This window comes from Niallia circulans (assembly GCF_007273535.1).
Lineage (GTDB): Bacteria > Bacillota > Bacilli > Bacillales > Cytobacillaceae > Niallia > Niallia circulans_B.
Genome location: NZ_RIBP01000004.1, coordinates 1,297,242 through 1,315,551, shown reverse-complemented (window position 1 = coordinate 1,315,551; position 18,310 = coordinate 1,297,242). Strand labels below are relative to the sequence as shown.

General features: G+C 39.2%; 13 protein-coding genes. 5 read left to right on the top strand and 8 right to left on the bottom strand.

Going from position 1 to position 18,310, the window contains the following annotated elements:
* Positions 1-578: 578 nt before the first annotated feature.
* Together CEQ21_RS14490 and dcuS are read right to left on the bottom strand one after the other, a co-directional pair.
* Positions 579-1,286, bottom strand: a complete 708-nt coding sequence (locus CEQ21_RS14490) for a response regulator (RefSeq protein ID WP_185765130.1) — start codon at positions 1,284-1,286, stop codon at positions 579-581.
* A complete protein-coding gene (gene dcuS / locus CEQ21_RS14485) occupies positions 1,283-2,881 on the bottom strand; it encodes a DcuS/MalK family sensor histidine kinase (RefSeq protein ID WP_185765129.1) in 1,599 nt (532 codons plus the stop codon). The genes CEQ21_RS14490 and dcuS overlap by 4 nt, the downstream gene beginning before the upstream one ends.
* A 481-nt stretch (positions 2,882-3,362) precedes the next feature.
* On the opposite strand from dcuS, the gene CEQ21_RS14480 reads away from it, so the two are divergent.
* From CEQ21_RS14480 to CEQ21_RS14465, 4 genes are all read left to right on the top strand, one after another.
* Positions 3,363-4,241: a helix-turn-helix domain-containing protein gene (locus tag CEQ21_RS14480; protein ID WP_185765128.1), complete on the top strand. Its 879-nt coding sequence runs from the start codon at positions 3,363-3,365 to the stop codon at positions 4,239-4,241.
* 497 nt (positions 4,242-4,738) lie between these two features.
* Positions 4,739-5,803, top strand: a complete 1,065-nt coding sequence (locus CEQ21_RS14475) for a C40 family peptidase (protein WP_185765127.1) — start codon at positions 4,739-4,741, stop codon at positions 5,801-5,803.
* 208 nt (positions 5,804-6,011) lie between these two features.
* Positions 6,012-7,628, top strand: a complete 1,617-nt coding sequence (locus tag CEQ21_RS14470; RefSeq protein ID WP_185765126.1) for an SWIM zinc finger family protein — start codon at positions 6,012-6,014, stop codon at positions 7,626-7,628.
* Positions 7,615-10,440 (top strand): DEAD/DEAH box helicase, encoded by a 2,826-nt coding sequence (locus CEQ21_RS14465; RefSeq protein ID WP_185765125.1) that lies wholly within the window; start codon positions 7,615-7,617, stop codon positions 10,438-10,440. Before CEQ21_RS14470 ends, CEQ21_RS14465 begins: the two co-directional genes overlap by 14 nt.
* 79 nt (positions 10,441-10,519) lie before the next feature.
* On the opposite strand, the gene CEQ21_RS14460 is transcribed toward CEQ21_RS14465, so the two are convergent.
* Positions 10,520-14,317 carry a S8 family serine peptidase gene (locus tag CEQ21_RS14460; RefSeq protein WP_185765124.1) on the bottom strand — a complete coding sequence of 1,266 codons (3,798 nt, stop codon included), beginning with the start codon at positions 14,315-14,317 and terminating at the stop codon, positions 10,520-10,522.
* Between the two features lie 414 nt (positions 14,318-14,731).
* On the opposite strand from CEQ21_RS14460, the gene CEQ21_RS14455 reads away from it, so the two are divergent.
* On the top strand, positions 14,732-15,169 hold the full coding sequence (locus CEQ21_RS14455) for a YwpF-like family protein (RefSeq protein ID WP_185765123.1): 438 nt from the start codon (positions 14,732-14,734) through the stop codon (positions 15,167-15,169).
* 40 nt (positions 15,170-15,209) lie between these two features.
* Here the strand turns inward: CEQ21_RS14455 and CEQ21_RS14450 are convergent, their stop codons facing one another.
* The 5 genes from CEQ21_RS14450 to CEQ21_RS14430 form a co-directional block, all read right to left on the bottom strand.
* Entirely contained in the window at positions 15,210-15,608 is a 399-nt protein-coding gene (locus tag CEQ21_RS14450; protein ID WP_185765122.1) for a hypothetical protein, read from the bottom strand.
* 159 nt (positions 15,609-15,767) lie between these two features.
* A complete protein-coding gene (gene fabZ / locus CEQ21_RS14445) occupies positions 15,768-16,202 on the bottom strand; it encodes a 3-hydroxyacyl-ACP dehydratase FabZ (RefSeq protein WP_127739027.1) in 435 nt (144 codons plus the stop codon).
* A gap of 101 nt (positions 16,203-16,303) precedes the next feature.
* Positions 16,304-16,585 carry a DNA-directed RNA polymerase subunit beta gene (locus tag CEQ21_RS14440; RefSeq protein WP_185765121.1) on the bottom strand — a complete coding sequence of 94 codons (282 nt, stop codon included), beginning with the start codon at positions 16,583-16,585 and terminating at the stop codon, positions 16,304-16,306.
* A 14-nt stretch (positions 16,586-16,599) separates the two neighbouring features.
* Positions 16,600-17,442, bottom strand: a complete 843-nt coding sequence (locus CEQ21_RS14435) for a flagellar hook-basal body protein (protein WP_185765120.1) — start codon at positions 17,440-17,442, stop codon at positions 16,600-16,602.
* A gap of 48 nt (positions 17,443-17,490) precedes the next feature.
* Positions 17,491-18,306, bottom strand: a complete 816-nt coding sequence (locus CEQ21_RS14430) for a flagellar hook-basal body protein (RefSeq protein ID WP_185765119.1) — start codon at positions 18,304-18,306, stop codon at positions 17,491-17,493.
* Between the last annotated feature and the right edge of the window lie 4 nt (positions 18,307-18,310).

Here is an 18,310-nt window from a genome sequence, read left to right as displayed (position 1 = left end):
TCTTTAAACCGACAACAGTAAATAGAAAAGAGGCTGGGACAAAACAAAAGATAACCTTTCTAAACACGAATAATAAAATTACATCTAAATTTAAAAAATGAAACACGTGACTAAATAGAATTTGGGTTTAAAATTAGTTCGTTTCATTGCGCGCTCGTCTTCGCCTGCGGGGTCTAAAGCGTCCTCTATTTCCCGCAGGAGTCGAGTGACCTCCGCTCCATTCCACTAAGTTTTCTAATCAGTGTATCAAAACTTAAAAACACAAAAAAGCCGAACTATTTAATCGTTGATTGATGATTAAATAGTTCGGATTTTATACAGATTCACTTACTTATGTCCCAGCCTCTTCTCTTATACTGCAAACTAATTGCAGCCTCTAATCTATTCAATAAGAATGAACTCCATTTAAACAATAAATAGATTGGAACGGATAGAAGAAACGTCTACTTACATTAGGAAAACAGCCGAGACTAAAAGCAAACTTTCCTGTACTTCCTCGGGCGCAACGTAGCACTAAAGCGGAAATCAATATCCCCTTTCCTTACCAGCAGACAACCAAGACTGCTTTCACCTACTAATCACAAAAACTGCTCAAGCCAGCCAATCCTTTTTGGGTTCGTATAATAAACGTTAACTGGTCTGCCGATGCTTCCGTATGTCAGTCTTACTTTAATGATATCCTGCTCGTTAAGAAAATTGAGGTATTTTCTTACTGAAACTCTTGATATCTTTGTTTCGTCTGCGATGATATCTGTCGTGAACTCTTGCTCCTGCTGTAGTTCTATTGCCGCCCAGACAATCTTCAATGTTTCTTTTGTCAACCCTTTCGGCAATTCTGCTCTTGCACCTTTTTGGTCACGGTTCAGAATTTGCTCATCTAATATACTTTGGCTGACCTTCGTTTGCTCTTTCATAAACTCCTTCTTTTGGACGTAATTCATCAATGATTCCTTAAAACGCTCAAATTTAAATGGTTTAATGATATAATCGATTGCTCCTAAGCGAAGCGCTGTTTGGATATGGTCCATGTCAGATGCGGCTGTTATAAGGATGACATCCATGTTTTCGTTCAGTTCCCGTATGTAGGAAAGAAACTCCAGTCCGCTTTTTCCAGGCATAAACACATCAAGTAGTACTAAATCGATGCTTTCCCTCTTTATTATCTCTATCGCATCATCCACATTATTGGCAACACCGCCGATTTTAAAGCCATTCAGCTCTTGCAGGAACTGCTTGTTAAATTCAGCCACCATTGGATCATCTTCTACAATTAATACCGAAATCACCTTCCGTTTTCCTCCTTTACATATGGGATACTTGCTTTAAATGTTGTCCCTTTATCAGGAACACTTTCCAACTCTATCTTTCCGTTCAGCTTTCGCAAGCTCTCACTGACCAAATAAAGACCGAAGCCGCGGTTCTCTCCCTTTGAGGAAATGCCCTTTTCAAAGATATAAGCCTCTTCCTCTATTGTTATCCCTTTACCTGTATCCTTCACTATCATTTCAATCATTCCACCGGTCTTAGCAAACTTTAATTCAATTTCCTTTGTTGAACTGTTTTCGACTGCATCTAAAGCATTATCCAGTAAATTCCCTAGTATCGTTATAATTTCGTATGAAACTGCTGCCGTTAATTCAGGAACAACTGTCATAATACTAATATTCAAAACTGCTCCTTTTTCTCTTGCATAACTTAGCTTTCCGAGAAGAAGTCCTGCTATAACAGGATCTTTAATATTACTTGTAATCGCAGAAATATCTCCGCTTTGCTGATCGACTATATCATCAAGATATTCCTTGAGCCTGTCGTAATTTTTCATATGAAGCATGCCGATGATAACTTGCATACGATTCATAAATTCATGGGATTGTGCCCGTAATGCTTCTGCATATGTTTTTACACCTGAAAGCTGATCGGATAATTGCTTTATTTCAGTCTTGTCTCTAAAGGTGGACAATGCGCCGACTATTGTTTTATCGACTTTAACTGGCACCCTGTTAACAAGGATTGTTGTGCCATTTATAGTCAGCTCCTCATCAAGCTGCTCCTCTCCTTTTGCCAAAACACGATCAAGTCCTTTGGAAGGAATATAGCTGCTTATTGGTAAGCCGATTGGGTTTGTGTTCAATCCAAGCTTTTGTAAATAATCGATGGCCGACTGGTTCACAAGCGTAATATTCCCTTGCATATCTACTGCTATAATGCCCTCTCTGACAGAATTGATGACCGCGCTTCTCTCTTGGAGCAGTTTAGCGATAGCGGCTGGTTCAAGGTTAAACATCACTCTTTTAATATAGCTCGCCAGAATGTAAGCACCAACAATGCCTGCAATTAACCCCAGTAATGATCCATATACAATAATCCATTTGCCTTCAGACAATACTTCATTGACCTTAGCAAGCGAAATCCCAACTGCCGCTACACCAATCTGTGTTCCATCATCTGAATAAATCGGGGTAAGGGCCCGCAAGGACTTCCCTAATGTTCCTTCTGAAGTGCTTGTGTGCTCTTCTCCTGACATTGCTTCAGTCTCGTCACCGCCCTGAAACTTCTTTCCTATTTTTCGGACATCTGGATGTGTTAAGCGAATTCCGTCCATATTTAGAATTACGATAAATTCTACTCCATTTTGCTCCTGTATGTCACTTGTATAAGCTTGTATCTTATTAAGAGCAGCTTCATCTCCTTCAAGAGCATCTGTCACAAGCTCTGTTTTTGCCATAACTCTGGCTATCATTAACGCCTTTTCCTCAAGGCTGTTTTTGGTATGATCATTCAGCAGATTGCTTATCAATATATCTGTCATTAGTAGAGAGAAAATGACGACAGCACTGATAAGTGTCATAATGGTAGCGAACAGGCTCCATCTTTTTCTCATATGGTTTTGCTCCCAACAGTTTTTTCCCTATTATAGCAGATAGAACAGCGAGGATTAAATTGCCTTAAGTATTCATACCAATTGCGGGAGTAGTTATTATTGGGTTAGCTGTTGATTAGGGGTGGGTTTTTCATTAATAAACAAAAAAAAGACCGCTCTCAGAAAGAAAACGGCAGAAAATTGGAGATAAAAGGACTACTCGTAAAACAGATAAATGGGGTTTAATAGAAACAATAGCTTCTATTAAAAGTGCTCAATTAAGGCATATAGTGCTCCTTGCTTAAAGAAGGCGTAGGTGGGCACTTCTTTAAAAAGCAAAATATTCTTAATATATTGCGATATAATCTATTAAAACATATTATATAAATAGGTGTATTCGCGATTATGACTGATTTTAAGTGATATAGCCCCTTTTTTAGGCTTTTTTACATGTAGATGCACAAAAATATAACTTTAGGAATATTTTTTAGGGAGTGATGAATTGGATTTTTCAGCTGTCGGAGAGAAAATAAAGGAATTGCGAAAACAAGTAGGCCTTTCACAAAAGGAACTTTCACATAACATCTGCACACAAGCGCAAATCAGTAAAATAGAGAAAGGCGAGGTTCTTCCGCTATCTTCCACATTATACTTAATCTCGCAAAGATTAGGTATAGACGTAAACTACTTCTTTGATATCGGCACAACTCCAAGACTAGATTATGTTATTGAAACAAGCGAACAATTAAAAGCTGCAAGGCGAAATACTGATTACGAGACGATTAAACAGATTGTCGAAGCTGAAGAGAAAAACCCGTTATTTACCCGCAATAAGAAACACTATCAAATTCTTCTTTGGCACAAAGCCATCTATGTTTATGAAGTAGATCATGATTTTCAAAAGGCACTTAAGCTTATCGATGAAGCTATTGCTTTGACATACGACAAGGTCTTTACGGAAAAGGAAATAGAAATCTTCGTCAGCAGAGGCATTTTTTATTATGAAGAAGGTTTTAATGAGGAAGCGTTGCAAATATATTGCAAGGCATTGTCTCAGTTGCAAAAAATTCCTCACCTGCAGGATGCCACCATTAAAAGCAGACTTTTCTTCAACATTGCTAAATCACTGACAGACTTAAATAAATATGAATCCTCTATAACTTATTGTAAAAAGGGAATCGATTGGGCGATCAAAAAGGACAACCTTTATCTTCTTGCCCATTTTCACTATCATATCGGATTTAACTACGAAATGCAGGAGAAATATAACCTTGCCAGCAATTATATGAAAGAAGCTCTTCTTATTTTTCAATTAGTAAAGGATACCCGATATACCGAATATATTCAAGAGAAGATAGACAGTTGGAAAGAGCATTCCTAATGAGGTTGAGAAAAATTTATTTACGTATAAGTTATAACTGAACTATTTTATCGGTTATCGATCAATAGTTCAGTTTTTTTATTTACTTTTTTCTATTTAATTACAATAATTATAAATAATGGTAGAACATAAAAGAGGACACTCTATTACTAAGGTACATAGAGGAAGGGTGAAGACCTTGCGGAAAGTGAGTGTGTGCAGCGCAATGAAACGAACTATTTATATACTAGAGCTTCATTGTCTCCAATGTGGATGAAATTATATATTATTTGTGTTTCGGCATAATCCCGGCCTAATATTTCTTTATATAAAACACCACCACACCCTATTACGAACATCTGCATTTAACCTCCCCTGTAACCTTCTAAAATACCATGAGTAATTACCTATTTTTACTTGAAACCGCCTACTTTTCTATGAAAATGGGTACTATAGGCTGATTCGTTATGATAAGATAGTTTTATATAAACATAATATTTGGGAGTGAGTGTAAAAAAATGAAGAAAAAAGTCACAGTCTTTGCTACTGCTGCTATTTTATCGACTGCTTTTTCTGTCCACGCCTCGGCTAGTAGTTATGTAGTAAAGAAAGGCGATACGCTTGGCAAAATTGCTGGCAAGTATAACACGACTGTAAAGCAATTGAAGTCAGATAATAATTTGTCATCCGATTTAATCTTTGTTAACCAAAAACTTAATGTAACAGGTACAGATACATCATCCAAGAATACTACAAGCAAACAGACAGCAAGTACAAGTGCAAAAACGTATAAAATCGTATCAGGAGATTCATTGATAAAAATTGCAAACAAGTTCTCGATTACTTTAGGGGAATTAAAGCAATGGAACAACATTAGTTCAACTATCATTTATCCTGGTGATGTACTTATTGTTTCTAAACCATCTTCCTCTGGTTCAAACAGTAACAACAATAATTCAGCAAACTCAGGCAGTTCTTCTACTAAAGATAACACGACAACTGTATCTACTGGTACATACACGATTAAAAGCGGAGATACTTTGGGTAAAATAGCTTCATCTTACAATCTTTCCGTTGCAAAACTAAAGCAGTTGAATAATTTGTCATCAGATCTTATTTTCCCTGGTCAAAAATTAAAGGTTACAGGGAACTTAACTGAAACAAGCAGCTCTGTCGATAAAGGGGATGCGAGCAAACCAGAATTTATTTCGGACAACAGCAACTCTAACAAGAGCCTTCTATCTGTAGCCAACAGCTTAATAGGCATACCATATGCCTGGGGTGGCTCAACAACAGCTGGTTTTGATTGCAGCGGACTAATTTACTATTTGTTTAATCAAACTGGTGATTCAATCAGCCGTCTATCTGCACAAGGATATTATGATCGCAGCTTTTATGTGAATGTACCTGCAGTTGGGGATTTAGTCTTCTTCGAGGGGACATATAAAGAAGGAATTTCTCATGTCGGTGTCTACATCGGCAATAACCAGTTTGTACATGCTGACTCTGACGGTGTAAGAAAAACAAGCTTGGACAATACCTATTATAAGAAACACTTTGTCAGCTTTAAGCGCCTATACTAATTTTAAAATCCTTAAGACCAGCCTTCTGATAGGCTGGTCTGTTTTTATACATTTTTTCTCCAGCCTCCTCCCTACCATCTGCTTCAAAAAAACGCTATAATTATTAAATGGACTTTTTTTAGAATCGAACGCCAAGTTCTTGATTAATATAAATATGAATCAGCTTTTCATGTAACCCGTTGCGCTGATTTTCTGGAGGGATTTACTTTTGCTGCACGAACAATATTTAGAGCATTTAAACCATTGTGCCAAGAACTTTCAAGAAGCTCTTGATTCAAGTGATCCCTTAACACAAAAAATTGTAGAAAAAGGGCTGCTTCTATATCGGCAAAATTACGTGTCACAGGTAAAGCTGGACGATGAGACAGTAACAGGGATTATTCAAGATGTTAACCCTGCGAAAGCCATGCTGAACATTCACGATATTTCTATGAGCACCTGTACATGCTTCGCTGAAGGATACTGCCGGCATCAGCTTGCTTTATTCTTTTCTGTACTTGGGCAGGCAGGAAAAGTGTCTACATGGCTGTCTGATTGGCGACAACCGCCAAAAAAAGCGCCAGTTGATTTGAGTGCACTTCCGCTCATGCGTGCAAGTGACCTATTAAAGAACCCAGCCAACAAAGAACCGGATTATCAAGATTGGGTTGAATTCTTCACAGATACCTTCCAAACCTTAATGGAAGAAAACAATAATAAGCCTGCTGGCATTTCTGAAATGTACTATATATATATGCGTAAACTAAAAAACGCCGCTCCTCAGCAGACTGAGTGGAAATATTTATACCTTTTAGTTGGCCATGTTATCACATTTAAACTGTTTCTTTCCATGAGCAAGGACAAAAATCATGCGGATGGAGTCATCAACCGGTATTATCGTCATATATTCCAGGATCTTCTGCAAGGAGTGCAGGAATATTTGAATAGGCTGGCCAATTTCACCTTTCCCTTTTCCTTCGATCTGTTTTTGGAAAAACTAAAGGATGACAGTACAGAAATTCTATATATTCACGAAACAATTTCGTTTGAAAGTATTCAAATTTATCGGGTATTATGGACAAATCTGTTTACAAAAAAACAATGGCGACTGGATGAACTGCGTAAACTGGAGGGAATCACGTCCCCCATTTTCACCGAAAAGGTTGCTGCTGTCCATTTGCAAGTATTGCTTAGGGAAGATGCTAAAGCTGGACATAGTATTCAGGAGCTGCAAGTGGAAATCATGCCATACATGCTGTACTGGCTCGACATATTAAACAATAAACGGGAATGGAACAGGCTGGAGCTGTATTTAACTCCATTTATCCAGCATCTAAAAAGCTATTTGCAGCAGGAAAATGAATTTGAGTTTTGCCATGAGTTCACAAGTATGAGCATAAGGGCAGCCACTCCATTTTGTCATGCCAAAAACAGGTTGGACATTTTAGAACGCCTTTTTATGCAAGCATTGCCTTACAGTTACAGAAAGTACGAGGACTTTCTGTATGAACAAAAGCAGTTTGATAAATGGATCGATTTATACACATATATGGGCCTTGGTATCGACATGCTATCAAAGGAGCAAATAAAAACATTGCAGGAACATGATCAGCAGCTGCTTCTCTCCCTTTATCACCGTTCGATTCAGGAGCATATTGAACAAAAGAGCAGAGATCATTACCGCATTGCTGTCCGCCAGATGAAAAAATTGCGAACTATCTATAAAAAGCTGAAAAAACAACAGCAATTTGAGCTGTTCTTAACAATGACGCTTGATCGGACAAAGCGTTTAAGAGCCTTTCATGAAGAATGCAGAAAGGGTAAACTGATCCATGCTGAAGAATAATTATTTAAAAATCAATGTTCATTATTATAAAGCCAACGGTTTTTTCTTAACTGGGGAGGCCGATCACGAATACCTATATCCAAGCTACTGGAAAAACCTTCTTTTCCAACATCATGAAGAAAGCTTTTATGGCACATTTTTAAACACAGTTACTGTCGAAGGTGTTGAAGGAATCGCTCTTGATTCGTGGCAGCTTGTCACACTTTTTGCAAACGAACGGTTTAACAGGTATTTGGAATGGGATTGGAATGACACCGCGCAGGTTTGTCTATCTGCCGCACCCAGCCTGTTTGAATCGATTTATAATAAAGAGTGGATTCCTGACTTCCAATCTTGGGAAAATGACACCTTTCAATGGGCACTGCCTAATCGTGTTACAGAAGAATTCACTGATTCCTTCTGGGAAGAAACGCTGCAGGAGGAATTAGAAGGAGTCAGCAACCTAACATTTATTAAAAAATGGTTCCATGACTCCTTAGATGAATACTTAAATGCAAACGAAGAAAGCAAGCAGGCATTTGGCGAGAAAATAAATGCCTTGCGGAATGCAAATATATCTCCTGCCAGTTTGTCTCGCTATTTCACGGAGGAAACTTGGCAGGAATGGATGGGGCTTAAAAGTACTCCTTATCCATTTACATTAGGAATAAAGCTCGTGGAGCCTGCTGATCTAAATGAGACGTGGAATATCGATATATTTTTAAAGGCCAAAAGCAACCCTGATACTGTTATTGATATGGAAGAACAGGGCATTCCAGCTAAATGGCTTGAATATGAAGGCTATATAGCAGAAGAGCAGGCTCGATGGATTTCTCTTTTCCCGTGGCTTGCAGGGAAGAACAGGATGACAAATCAGCTCACAGAAGAGGAAGCATGGCTCTTTCTGACAGATGCCAGTGAAACACTACTTGCTCTTGGTGTTGACATTCTTCTTCCATCTTGGTGGCAAGCAATGAAAAGTGCCAGCATGAAGGTAAAGGCAAAGGTTGCAACGACAAATCACCGTCCTTCCTTTGTCGGACTTCAGGCAATGCTCGATTATAACTGGCGCTTTTCAATGAATGGTGTGACCCTGTCTGAAGAGGAATTCAAGCAAATGGTCGAGGAAAAGCGCAGACTTGTCTTCGTACGTGGCCGCTGGATTAAGCTTGACCCTTCCTTCATAAGACAAATTCAAGATCTTATGAAGAAGGCTGAGCAGGAAGGCCTTCATGTACGAGACTTGATTGAGCAGGAGCTGAATCAACAGGATGACGACGCAGTTGATGAGCTGGATAATCCGAAAGCATTTGCCAAAATCCAAATTGAACTAAATAGACAATGGCGAACGATGATTCACCAATTAAAGGAAGTTAAAAACCTGCCCCTTGAACAAGTGCCAGGAAAGTTTCTTGGTGAATTAAGAAATTACCAGACTCTCGGGATGAGCTGGCTCCTATTTTTGCGTAAGTACGGATTCGGGGCGATTCTTGCAGATGACATGGGACTTGGAAAAACCGTTCAGCTCATTTCCTACTTGCTGAAGGTTAAGGAAACAGAAACAGAAGAGCATGCCCCTGCATTGATTATCTGTCCAACTTCTGTTTTGGGAAATTGGCAAAAGGAAATTGAACGATTTGCTCCGTCCTTAAAAGTCTATTTGCATTACGGATCGAATCGCTTGAAGGATGAGGAGTTCCTTGAGAAGCTGCAGCATTACGATGTTGTTTTAACATCATATGGTCTATCTCATATTGACTTTGAGCAATTTGAACAGGTCACGTGGAGCTCGATTTCCATTGATGAAGCGCAAAACATTAAAAACTCACAGACAAAGCAATCTCGTGCTGTCCGTAAATTAAAGGCTAAGCATTATATTGCCCTCTCCGGTACGCCAATGGAGAATAGATTAAATGAATTATGGTCTCTTTTTGACTTTACGAACCATGGCTATCTTGGCAGCATCGGACAATTTCAAAAGCGTTTTGTTATCCCGATTGAAAAGGATAATAAAAAAGAACGAATTGAACGGCTGCAATCGCTCATTCGCCCATTCCTTCTTAGAAGAACGAAAAAGGATGAGGAGGTTGCGCTTAACCTGCCTGATAAGCTTGAGCAAAAGGAATATTGTGGCTTAACACCCGAACAGGCTGCATTATACGAACAGCTTGTTTCCGATACATTCGTGAAAATAGAGCAGCTGACAGGCTTTGAACGAAAAGGGCTTGTCCTGCAAATGCTGAGCAGGCTGAAGCAGCTTTGCAACCATCCAGCCCTTTACTTGAAGGAAGAGAACCCTGCTCAGTTAGTTGATCGCTCCACTAAAATGGAGAAGCTGTCTGAACTCGTTGATGCTATTCTTGAGCAAAAGGAAAGCTGTCTGATTTTCACTCAATATATTGAGATGGGTCATATGATTCAGGCTATGATTAAAAAGAAATATAATGTAGATGTGCCTTTCTTGAACGGCAGTGTGCCGAAAAACACGAGGGATACACTTATACAGCAATTCCAAAACAATGAATTTCCAATCTTCCTCCTTTCCTTAAAGGCAGGCGGAACAGGACTGAACCTAACTGCAGCAAACCATGTTATTCATTATGACCGCTGGTGGAATCCCGCTGTAGAAAACCAGGCAACAGACCGTGCATACAGAATCGGTCAAACAAAGTTTGTTCATGTTCATAAGATGATTTGCACCGGGACATTGGAAGAAAAGATAGATGCTATGCTTGAGAAAAAACAAACATTAAATGATCAAATCATTCAAAATGAAAATTGGCTGACAGAGCTTTCAACAGATGATTTGAAGGATCTTGTTTCTCTTAACTAAAAAACATATCAATAGTCGGCCAACCCGATTTATTAACAAAAACAACCCCGGAGAATACGCTACTCCGGGGTTTGTTATATTATTCTTTATCTGCTGGTACGACTGTTTTATTTGATTGCTTTTCTGTTTTTTCTAGCTTGTAGAAATAAACGGTTTTGGCTGTTTTATTGCCGCCAAGGTCTGTTGCTTCAAACGTGAATTCATTTAAACCTGGCTCAAGCTCAAGCTTAACTTTTTTGAGCTTTTTTTGCACACTTCTCATCGCATATGGCTCTTTGAATTTTTGTGCATACAGCTGACTGCCGTTTAATGTTAGCTTCAGCTCATCAAAGTTATCCCTAACTGTAACATCAACCGATACGCTTTTCTTGTTTGCTTTAACGATGCGGTTTAATGGCAAGCCACTCAATTGCAGGGATGCCTTTTCATTATCAACCATAATGGTTCTTTTGAAGACTGCCGTATTATCTGCTGCATCAATTGCTTTCACTTCAAAAGAGTGTACACCACTTTTGAATGACATTGTACTGCTAAATTCGTACAAGCCCTTCTCCTGATTCAACGTTGTTTCTACTTTTTTACCTGCAATCGTGAATTCCTTGATAGCCGATTCATCTTTAATTGTTCCAGAGAATGGTACCTTTGATGTATTAAAGACACCAAGTGCTTCTGGGGCATTTAAAAAAATAACAGGAATTGTTGTATCCTTTTTCGTGTCAGCTGCTTCTAATTCTGTATCTGCAGTATTTCCTGCATAATCATATGCAATTACTGTTAGCTTTTCACCAGGATTCAATGCCTCTGGTAACGTATAGCTTGCTGTATCAGCGCTTAACGGTTTTGCTAATATCGTTTTTCCATCCTTTTGAATGTCGACATAAGCAATACCAGAACCGTTTTTCTCATCGGCCGCTGCCACTTCAAGCACTTTATTGCCTTCTGTCAGCTCTGCTTTAACAGAAGGAGCTTTCGTGTCAACCTTCACTGGAATATCGACAACCTGCGGCTTAGCACCAGGATAATCAATAGTAGCACTTATACGATAGTAGTATTGACCGTCAGTAAGCTTATTGTTCACTTTGCCGTCCCATGCCCAATCACTATCTAGCTTGTATGATGTTCCATTGCCGCCATCATAGTAATCCTTTGTCACTTCTTCCTCTGTGAGAAGGGTGCGCACTGTTTTTTTGTTTTTATCGACAATTGAAAACTCTGCGATTTTCGCATTTCGCAGGAAGGAAAGCACTGGAATGACATCATCATGCGTACCGTCTGCATTTGGAGAAATCGCAATTCCATCCTTGGTGAACTTGTCATTAATAGGGTCATATCCTAAGTAAGAGAAATCTTCTCCATCTGTAGATACAGCTCCACCCATACCATAGAATGATTCTGTATCGTATTTCATTCCATCAAGAATAGGCGCTTTGTTCCAATCACCATTAAAGCCTACATAAGGAACATGCAAGTCTGCATTTGTATCTGTCGGGTCTGTGAATGTCACAAAGCCTTCAGCAAAATAACCATTCTCAAAAACGTCATCAATATCAACAGGCGTCTCAAAATTTCCTGTCAATGATGGCTCTACCACTTTTGCGCTACTCAAATCTACGGTCACCTTGATTTTTTTGCTTTTGTTCGCGCCGATTTTTACTGTTTTTTCTTTCTTTCCGTCAATTAGGATGCTTCCATCAATAATGTTTTGTGCCTCTAATTCATCTGCATTATATCCAAGCTCGCCATATGCAGCAAAATCTGTTTGCAGATTAGCTGTCACATCATATTTCACAGCCCTATCGCTAAAGTTCTCTACAGTTAATGTAAAGTTGAACTTGTTACCAACCTCTTTCAGCGATACCTTCGCCTCTTTTGTTTTATTTTCAGTAATCATTACAGGGGATTGAAGGGCAGAATGCAGCTGCATTAGTCCAGCTCCCTGTCTGCGTGGTGAATAAGGATTATCCCATTCTAACGCACTGTTTACCGTGCCGATATCCTTAACAGGCTCTGCTGTATTCATTAGCAGGTTCTTCGCGATTCGGACACGTTCAAAGCCAGTGACACCAAATTCATTGTCTACTCTTTCCAATACTAATGCAGATCCGCCAGATACATGAGGTGCAGCCATTGAAGTTCCGCTCATCATGCCATATTGGTTATTCTCTAACGTAGAATATATCTGCCCACCAGGTGCTGTGATTTCTGGTTTAAAATCTAGGTTTGGCGTTAAGCCCCAAGATGTAAATGCACTCATCTTACCTGACTCTGGATTAGCTGCTGTCACTTGACTGCCATCAAAATTAATGGATACAGCTTGCTTTTGCTGTAACACAGCTGCTAGTTTATCACCATCCGTTTTCTGAAGGAACAGCTGTGAAATTTTGATTGCTGGATCACTTGCCATGCTGATAAATCCATCTGTATTGTTATAGATGATTACCCCAGCAGCACCAGCATTCTGGGCATTTATAGCTTTATCCACAAACCCTATTTCTCCCCGTTGGACAAGGGCGTACTTTCCTTTCGCATCACTGTTAAAGTTTTCAGGCTTCCCAAGCCCTGCATAGTAAAGCTCAAAATCCTTCTGTTTTACATCATTAGGATGAACACTGCCTGCAGATAAAAAAGCAGCCTGTCCATTTTCATCTCCAGCCTTGAAATTAAAGCCGTCCAATTTCATGAAGCTGTTTTCTACAGAAGCTACTTGAAGGCTGTCATAGCTTAAGCCAGGTGAACCGGAAACACCGATGTCTGGATTAGAGCTGAGTGGATTAGCGAAGCCGCTTCCTAAATGTGCAGAGTTACCTGCTGAAATTGACATGAGGATACCGTTATCAACCGCTTTACTGATTGCCTGCTGCTCTGGTGAATCCTCTGACACAAAACCTGCTGTTGAGCCTAAGCTCATGTTAATAACATCTGCTCCGAGGATAATCGCATCATCGATTGCCTTAATATAAATATCTCCCCATGTAGACTGCATATTTGGATCGTTGCCAAATACTTTAAGAGCAAGAAGCTGTGCTTCTGGAGCAATTCCCTTTATGCCGCCATTTTCTTCATCGCCATTTGCACCGACAGTTCCAGAAACATGCATTCCATGCATGCTCGCTCCCTCTGCAATATCCTGAATAACGTTGTTTTCGTCCATATAATTGTAACCATATGGCACTTTTTCTGTGTAATAATCTCCAAGCAATCCATTATCTGTTTTTGCTTTGCTCACTTCAGATTCTGTCAGCTCTCCTTCTGTAGCATCTGAGAGAATCATATCTTTATGCTTTGGATCAATGCCAGTGTCAATAACACCAACAATCATTCCCTCTCCTTTAAAACCATAATCACGCCAAGCCTCTTGTGCTTGCACAAGCTCCTTGCTGTATACCATATCTGTCTCTTCTTCTGGTCTTTCATATTTGTTGACGATATGTACTTTAGCTACTTCTGGCAGCTTCTCCACTGTTTTAATGTCACCATATTGCATTTCACCACTAAACCCGTTGAAGACAGTTGTGAAGCTTTCTCTTTCTGTGAATTTCACTTTTTCCTTTTTTACCTTTTGCTTAACTTGCTTTTGCTCAGCCAGCTTCTCCTCTTTCAATTTTTTCTTTGTTGCTTTTGGCAGCTCCTTCACCTGCTTGGCCTGCTTTTGGGCATAATCAACTGTTGGCTCTGTAGTCATCTCAACGACAACCCGTACAGTATCAGTATCTTTATATGTCTCTTTCACTTCACTGCCGTTGATTTTTTTTACAGTTAGCTGATTATCCTTTCCTTTCGTACTTTCTACCTTGTTCGGTATGCCAGCAGCTAAGACGCTATTGGAAAATAACATAAATAGCATGATGACAAAAACTAATATTTTTCCTTTTTGCATATCAAGGTTCCCCTCCCGATATTTCATTATTTTCTGAATATATTGACACCATATAAAATTATCACAGTTACCCCACTTGATTAAGGGGCTAAAGTCCTTTTGTACCCCTGATTATACTGGTATGAAAGTTGTAATTTATCGCAGTATTCCCTGCCATTCGACATATATCTACGGAAGGCATGACAGGATGACAGTTTTTTACCAACTGCTCCTGCAATTATATTGGTATAAATGTTAGATAATTTATCAATATAGTAATGACACAAATATTCAGCCCCTGACTGTTAGGTATAAATAATTGCTAATCATTTAATTCCCAAAATCTGATAAAAGAAAAATAGGGGTCCTTTGGAGTGAGCGATAAACTGAGTTATAATAGTAGTAGGCTTTTGACTTGAGGGGGAGGCATTTCTAGTGAAGACATTCAAACTTATCTCCATACAATTATTACAGGGTGAAAATGCAACAGTAATACCAATATTGGATGGATTAATTATCAATAAAGAGGATGACCATCATAATTGGCTAATTGAATTATATATGGATCATCCTGATTACTCTTTTTTTGAAAATGCTCTAAACGATGGACAGAAACTGCTAGTACATGCTGTAATTTCCAAAAAGGAAAATGACCCCGCACCGTTTGAAGTTATTGTACATTCTATCAGTAAATTTACTGACACAATCAGTGTGTTGCTCCAGGGAAGCCTTAAAAGAAATCGCAAGGATTATGCAGAGATGCTGCTTGATCATCTCCTGGAGAGCGGCTATGAGGGCAAAGCACTGTCTGAAAGGTTTAAGGAATTGATGCACAGCAAACAACAGCTTTTCCTTGAAAAGAAACCACAATAAAAAAAGCAGTCTACATAAGTAGACTGCGCCTAAAAAAGGATTAGCTATCTTTATCATCCTTGTCATTTCTATCTTTTTTGTCCTCGATCATGTCTTCGCCCGGATCATTGTCATCATCTGCGGCGTCAAGATCGTTGTCTGTGTTACGGTCATTATTGTTATTGTTGTCATCATCAATAAAGCCGTCATCGCCATTATCTATATTGTTGTCATTATCGCCATTTCTGTTGTTAAGTCCGTCATCATTGTTGAGACGGTCATTTCCATCACCATCTGGAATAATGTTATTGTCCGGAATGATATTGTTATCCGTCGAATCTGTGTCTTCAACAGTTGTATCATCTTCCGGTGCCGGACTTTGATCATCATTATCTCCACAACCAGTAAGAAGCATTGCAGACATTGCAGAAACACCTAACAACTTCACCCATTTACTCATTTGTATTGTCCCCTTTTCCTTATATATTTAATGACCACTTACGGTCAATAAATATTTTGTCCAAGAAAAAGAACAACTTACATGATATTGTACTTTCCCAGAATTTTATAATAAAAGGCATTAAACACCAGCTTCTAGCTAATGTCTAATGCCTTTTTATTATTCCTTCTTATCGCCTAACGCGAACATAATTTCAGCTTCACAAGCGATTTCACCGTCAACTGTAGCAACACATTTCCCTTTGCCGAAGTTCCCCCGCACTCTTGTCATTTCCACTTCAAGACGAAGCTGATCACCAGGTGATACTTGCTTTTTAAAACGGCAGTTATCAACACCTGCGAAGAAAGCAAGTCTTCCTTTGTTTTCCTCTTTAATTAGCATTGCCACAGCACCTACTTGTGCTAAAGCCTCCACAATAAGCACACCTGGCATTACAGGGAATTCTGGAAAATGTCCATTGAAATACTCTTCATTTGCAGAAACATTTTTAATTCCGACTGCACGCTTGCCTTCCTCAACCTCTAAAATACGATCGACCAGCAAAAATGGGTAACGATGAGGAATGATTTCTTTAATTTGATTTATATCTAACATTATTATGACCTCCTACTAATATGTGGTTATGTATAATTGTACTAAATTATCTTATAAAAAAGGAAGGGAAATCCCCTTCCTTTTTAAAAATATTTATATGCCTATTCTTTATCAACAAGATCAATTATATGTGTCCATGTGTCTTTATTGAATGTGTCGCCTGCTTTTCCGTTCCCAATTACACTGTAACCAATTACAGCTCCTGCAGTCAGGCTTACAACTATCAAGGCAATAATGATGATCAAACGAAGCCAAATCGGAATCATCCGGATTCTGCCAAGCCTTTTGGAAGAAGGTTTCTCTTGTTGATTATTGTCTTGGCGTTCTTCCCTTAACTGCTCTCGTGTTTTTATCAATTCTTGACTGCTTGTATTAGCTGACATACATAATCACCCTCTTAGCGTATCTCATTCACTAGCCCCATCATCTGGTCAGCCATAGTGATAGCTTTTGATTGGAATTGATAGGAGCGCTGTGTCGACATCAAATTAACCATTTCCTTGCTCAAATCAACATTTGACTGCTCAAGCACATTCTGTGAAACAGCAACCTCACCTCGAAGTGCTCCATCCAAATCAGTCAGCACTTGGTCTCTTGTCATGTTAAGCTCATCTAAGTTAGCAGGCAATCCAAACAGGTTATCGCCTTTTTTTTCGAGGAATTGAGGATAATTGACAGCAGTCACACCAAGATCAACGGTTTGAGTCTGGCCATTGTTAAGCTTAGCAAGAAGTGTCCCTGTTTTAGATAAGGAGTATTCATTCACATCTTTATTCAGCATGATCGGATTATTATTTTCATCAAGCACTGCATATCCCTGTTTTGTGACAAGCATGTTTTCTGTATTTGATACTGGCGTCAAGTAGAAGGCACCATCTCTTGTGTACTGTACTTCTGACGTCTGGCCATTTTGAACAAGTACACGATAAAGCTGTCCTTCTGACGTAAATGCAGTATCCAATTGGCGGTTTGTTGTTTTTAATGTCCCTTGTGTCATAACCGTTTGGGTTTGTGCTACCTTTGCTCCGTTACCTTGTCTTATACCGTTTGGTGTCTGGCGATTAACCTCTTGTGTTGTATCCGTTTGGTTATTAACCTGTTGTACAAGCAAATCAGTAAATGTGGCATTTTTTTTCTTATAGCCATTCGTATCGACATTAGCAATATTATTGCTGATTGTATCCATTTGTTTTTGTAATTGTGTCATTGTATTTGTAGCAATAAGCATTGTTCTGTTCATATCATTCTCTCCCCCTTATTGGGCTGCTTCTCCTAAAGTGGACTGCTATTATACTTTCCCTATTTCATTTGCGGCTTTATCCATGCTTTTGTCATATGCTTGAAGAATTTTCTGATTTGCTTCAAAGGACCGGTATGCAGACATCATGTCTGTCATCGTCCTGCTCGCATCAACATTAGAGCTTTCCAAGAAGTTTTGTTTCAATTGAAATGAAACGCCACCTGCTGTATACGCACTTTCAAGCGCTTGGCCATCTTCAGCCCGAAATAGGCCGTCCCCTTCTTTTACAAGCGATTTAGGATCAGCTGTATAGCTTACACCAAGACGATAATCCCCAGCACTTGATGTTAAAATACCCTCATTTGACACAGTAAAATTATCATCTGGCAGCTGAATTCGTTCGTTATTTTCATCTAAAACATACAAACCGCTTCCTGTTGTTAAATACCCTTGGCCATCAAGAGTGAAATTTCCGTTGCGCGTATATTTTGTTTCACCATTCGCATCTTGGATATTAAAGAAAATAGAGCCTGCTGTATTATTGTCATCTCCAGGAACATTTATATTCACCAAGGCTATATCTGTTTTCAAGTCTGTTTGTGTAATATCACCCTGAGTAAATGTTGGGATAGCTTCTTGCATATACACTCCAGTCCCTAATGAGCCAATCGTTGACTTAGTAGTTTTCCCGTTTTGTGAATATGTGTCAACGGTTTGCTGCAGCAAGTCTGGGAAGGTGCGGACTGCAGATTGATCTGCCTTGTATCCCGGTGTATTACTGTTTGCCATATTATTTGTCAGCATTTCTGTTCTTCTTTGCTGTGCCAACATACCCGATGCCGCAGTATAAAATCCTTTAAACATATAC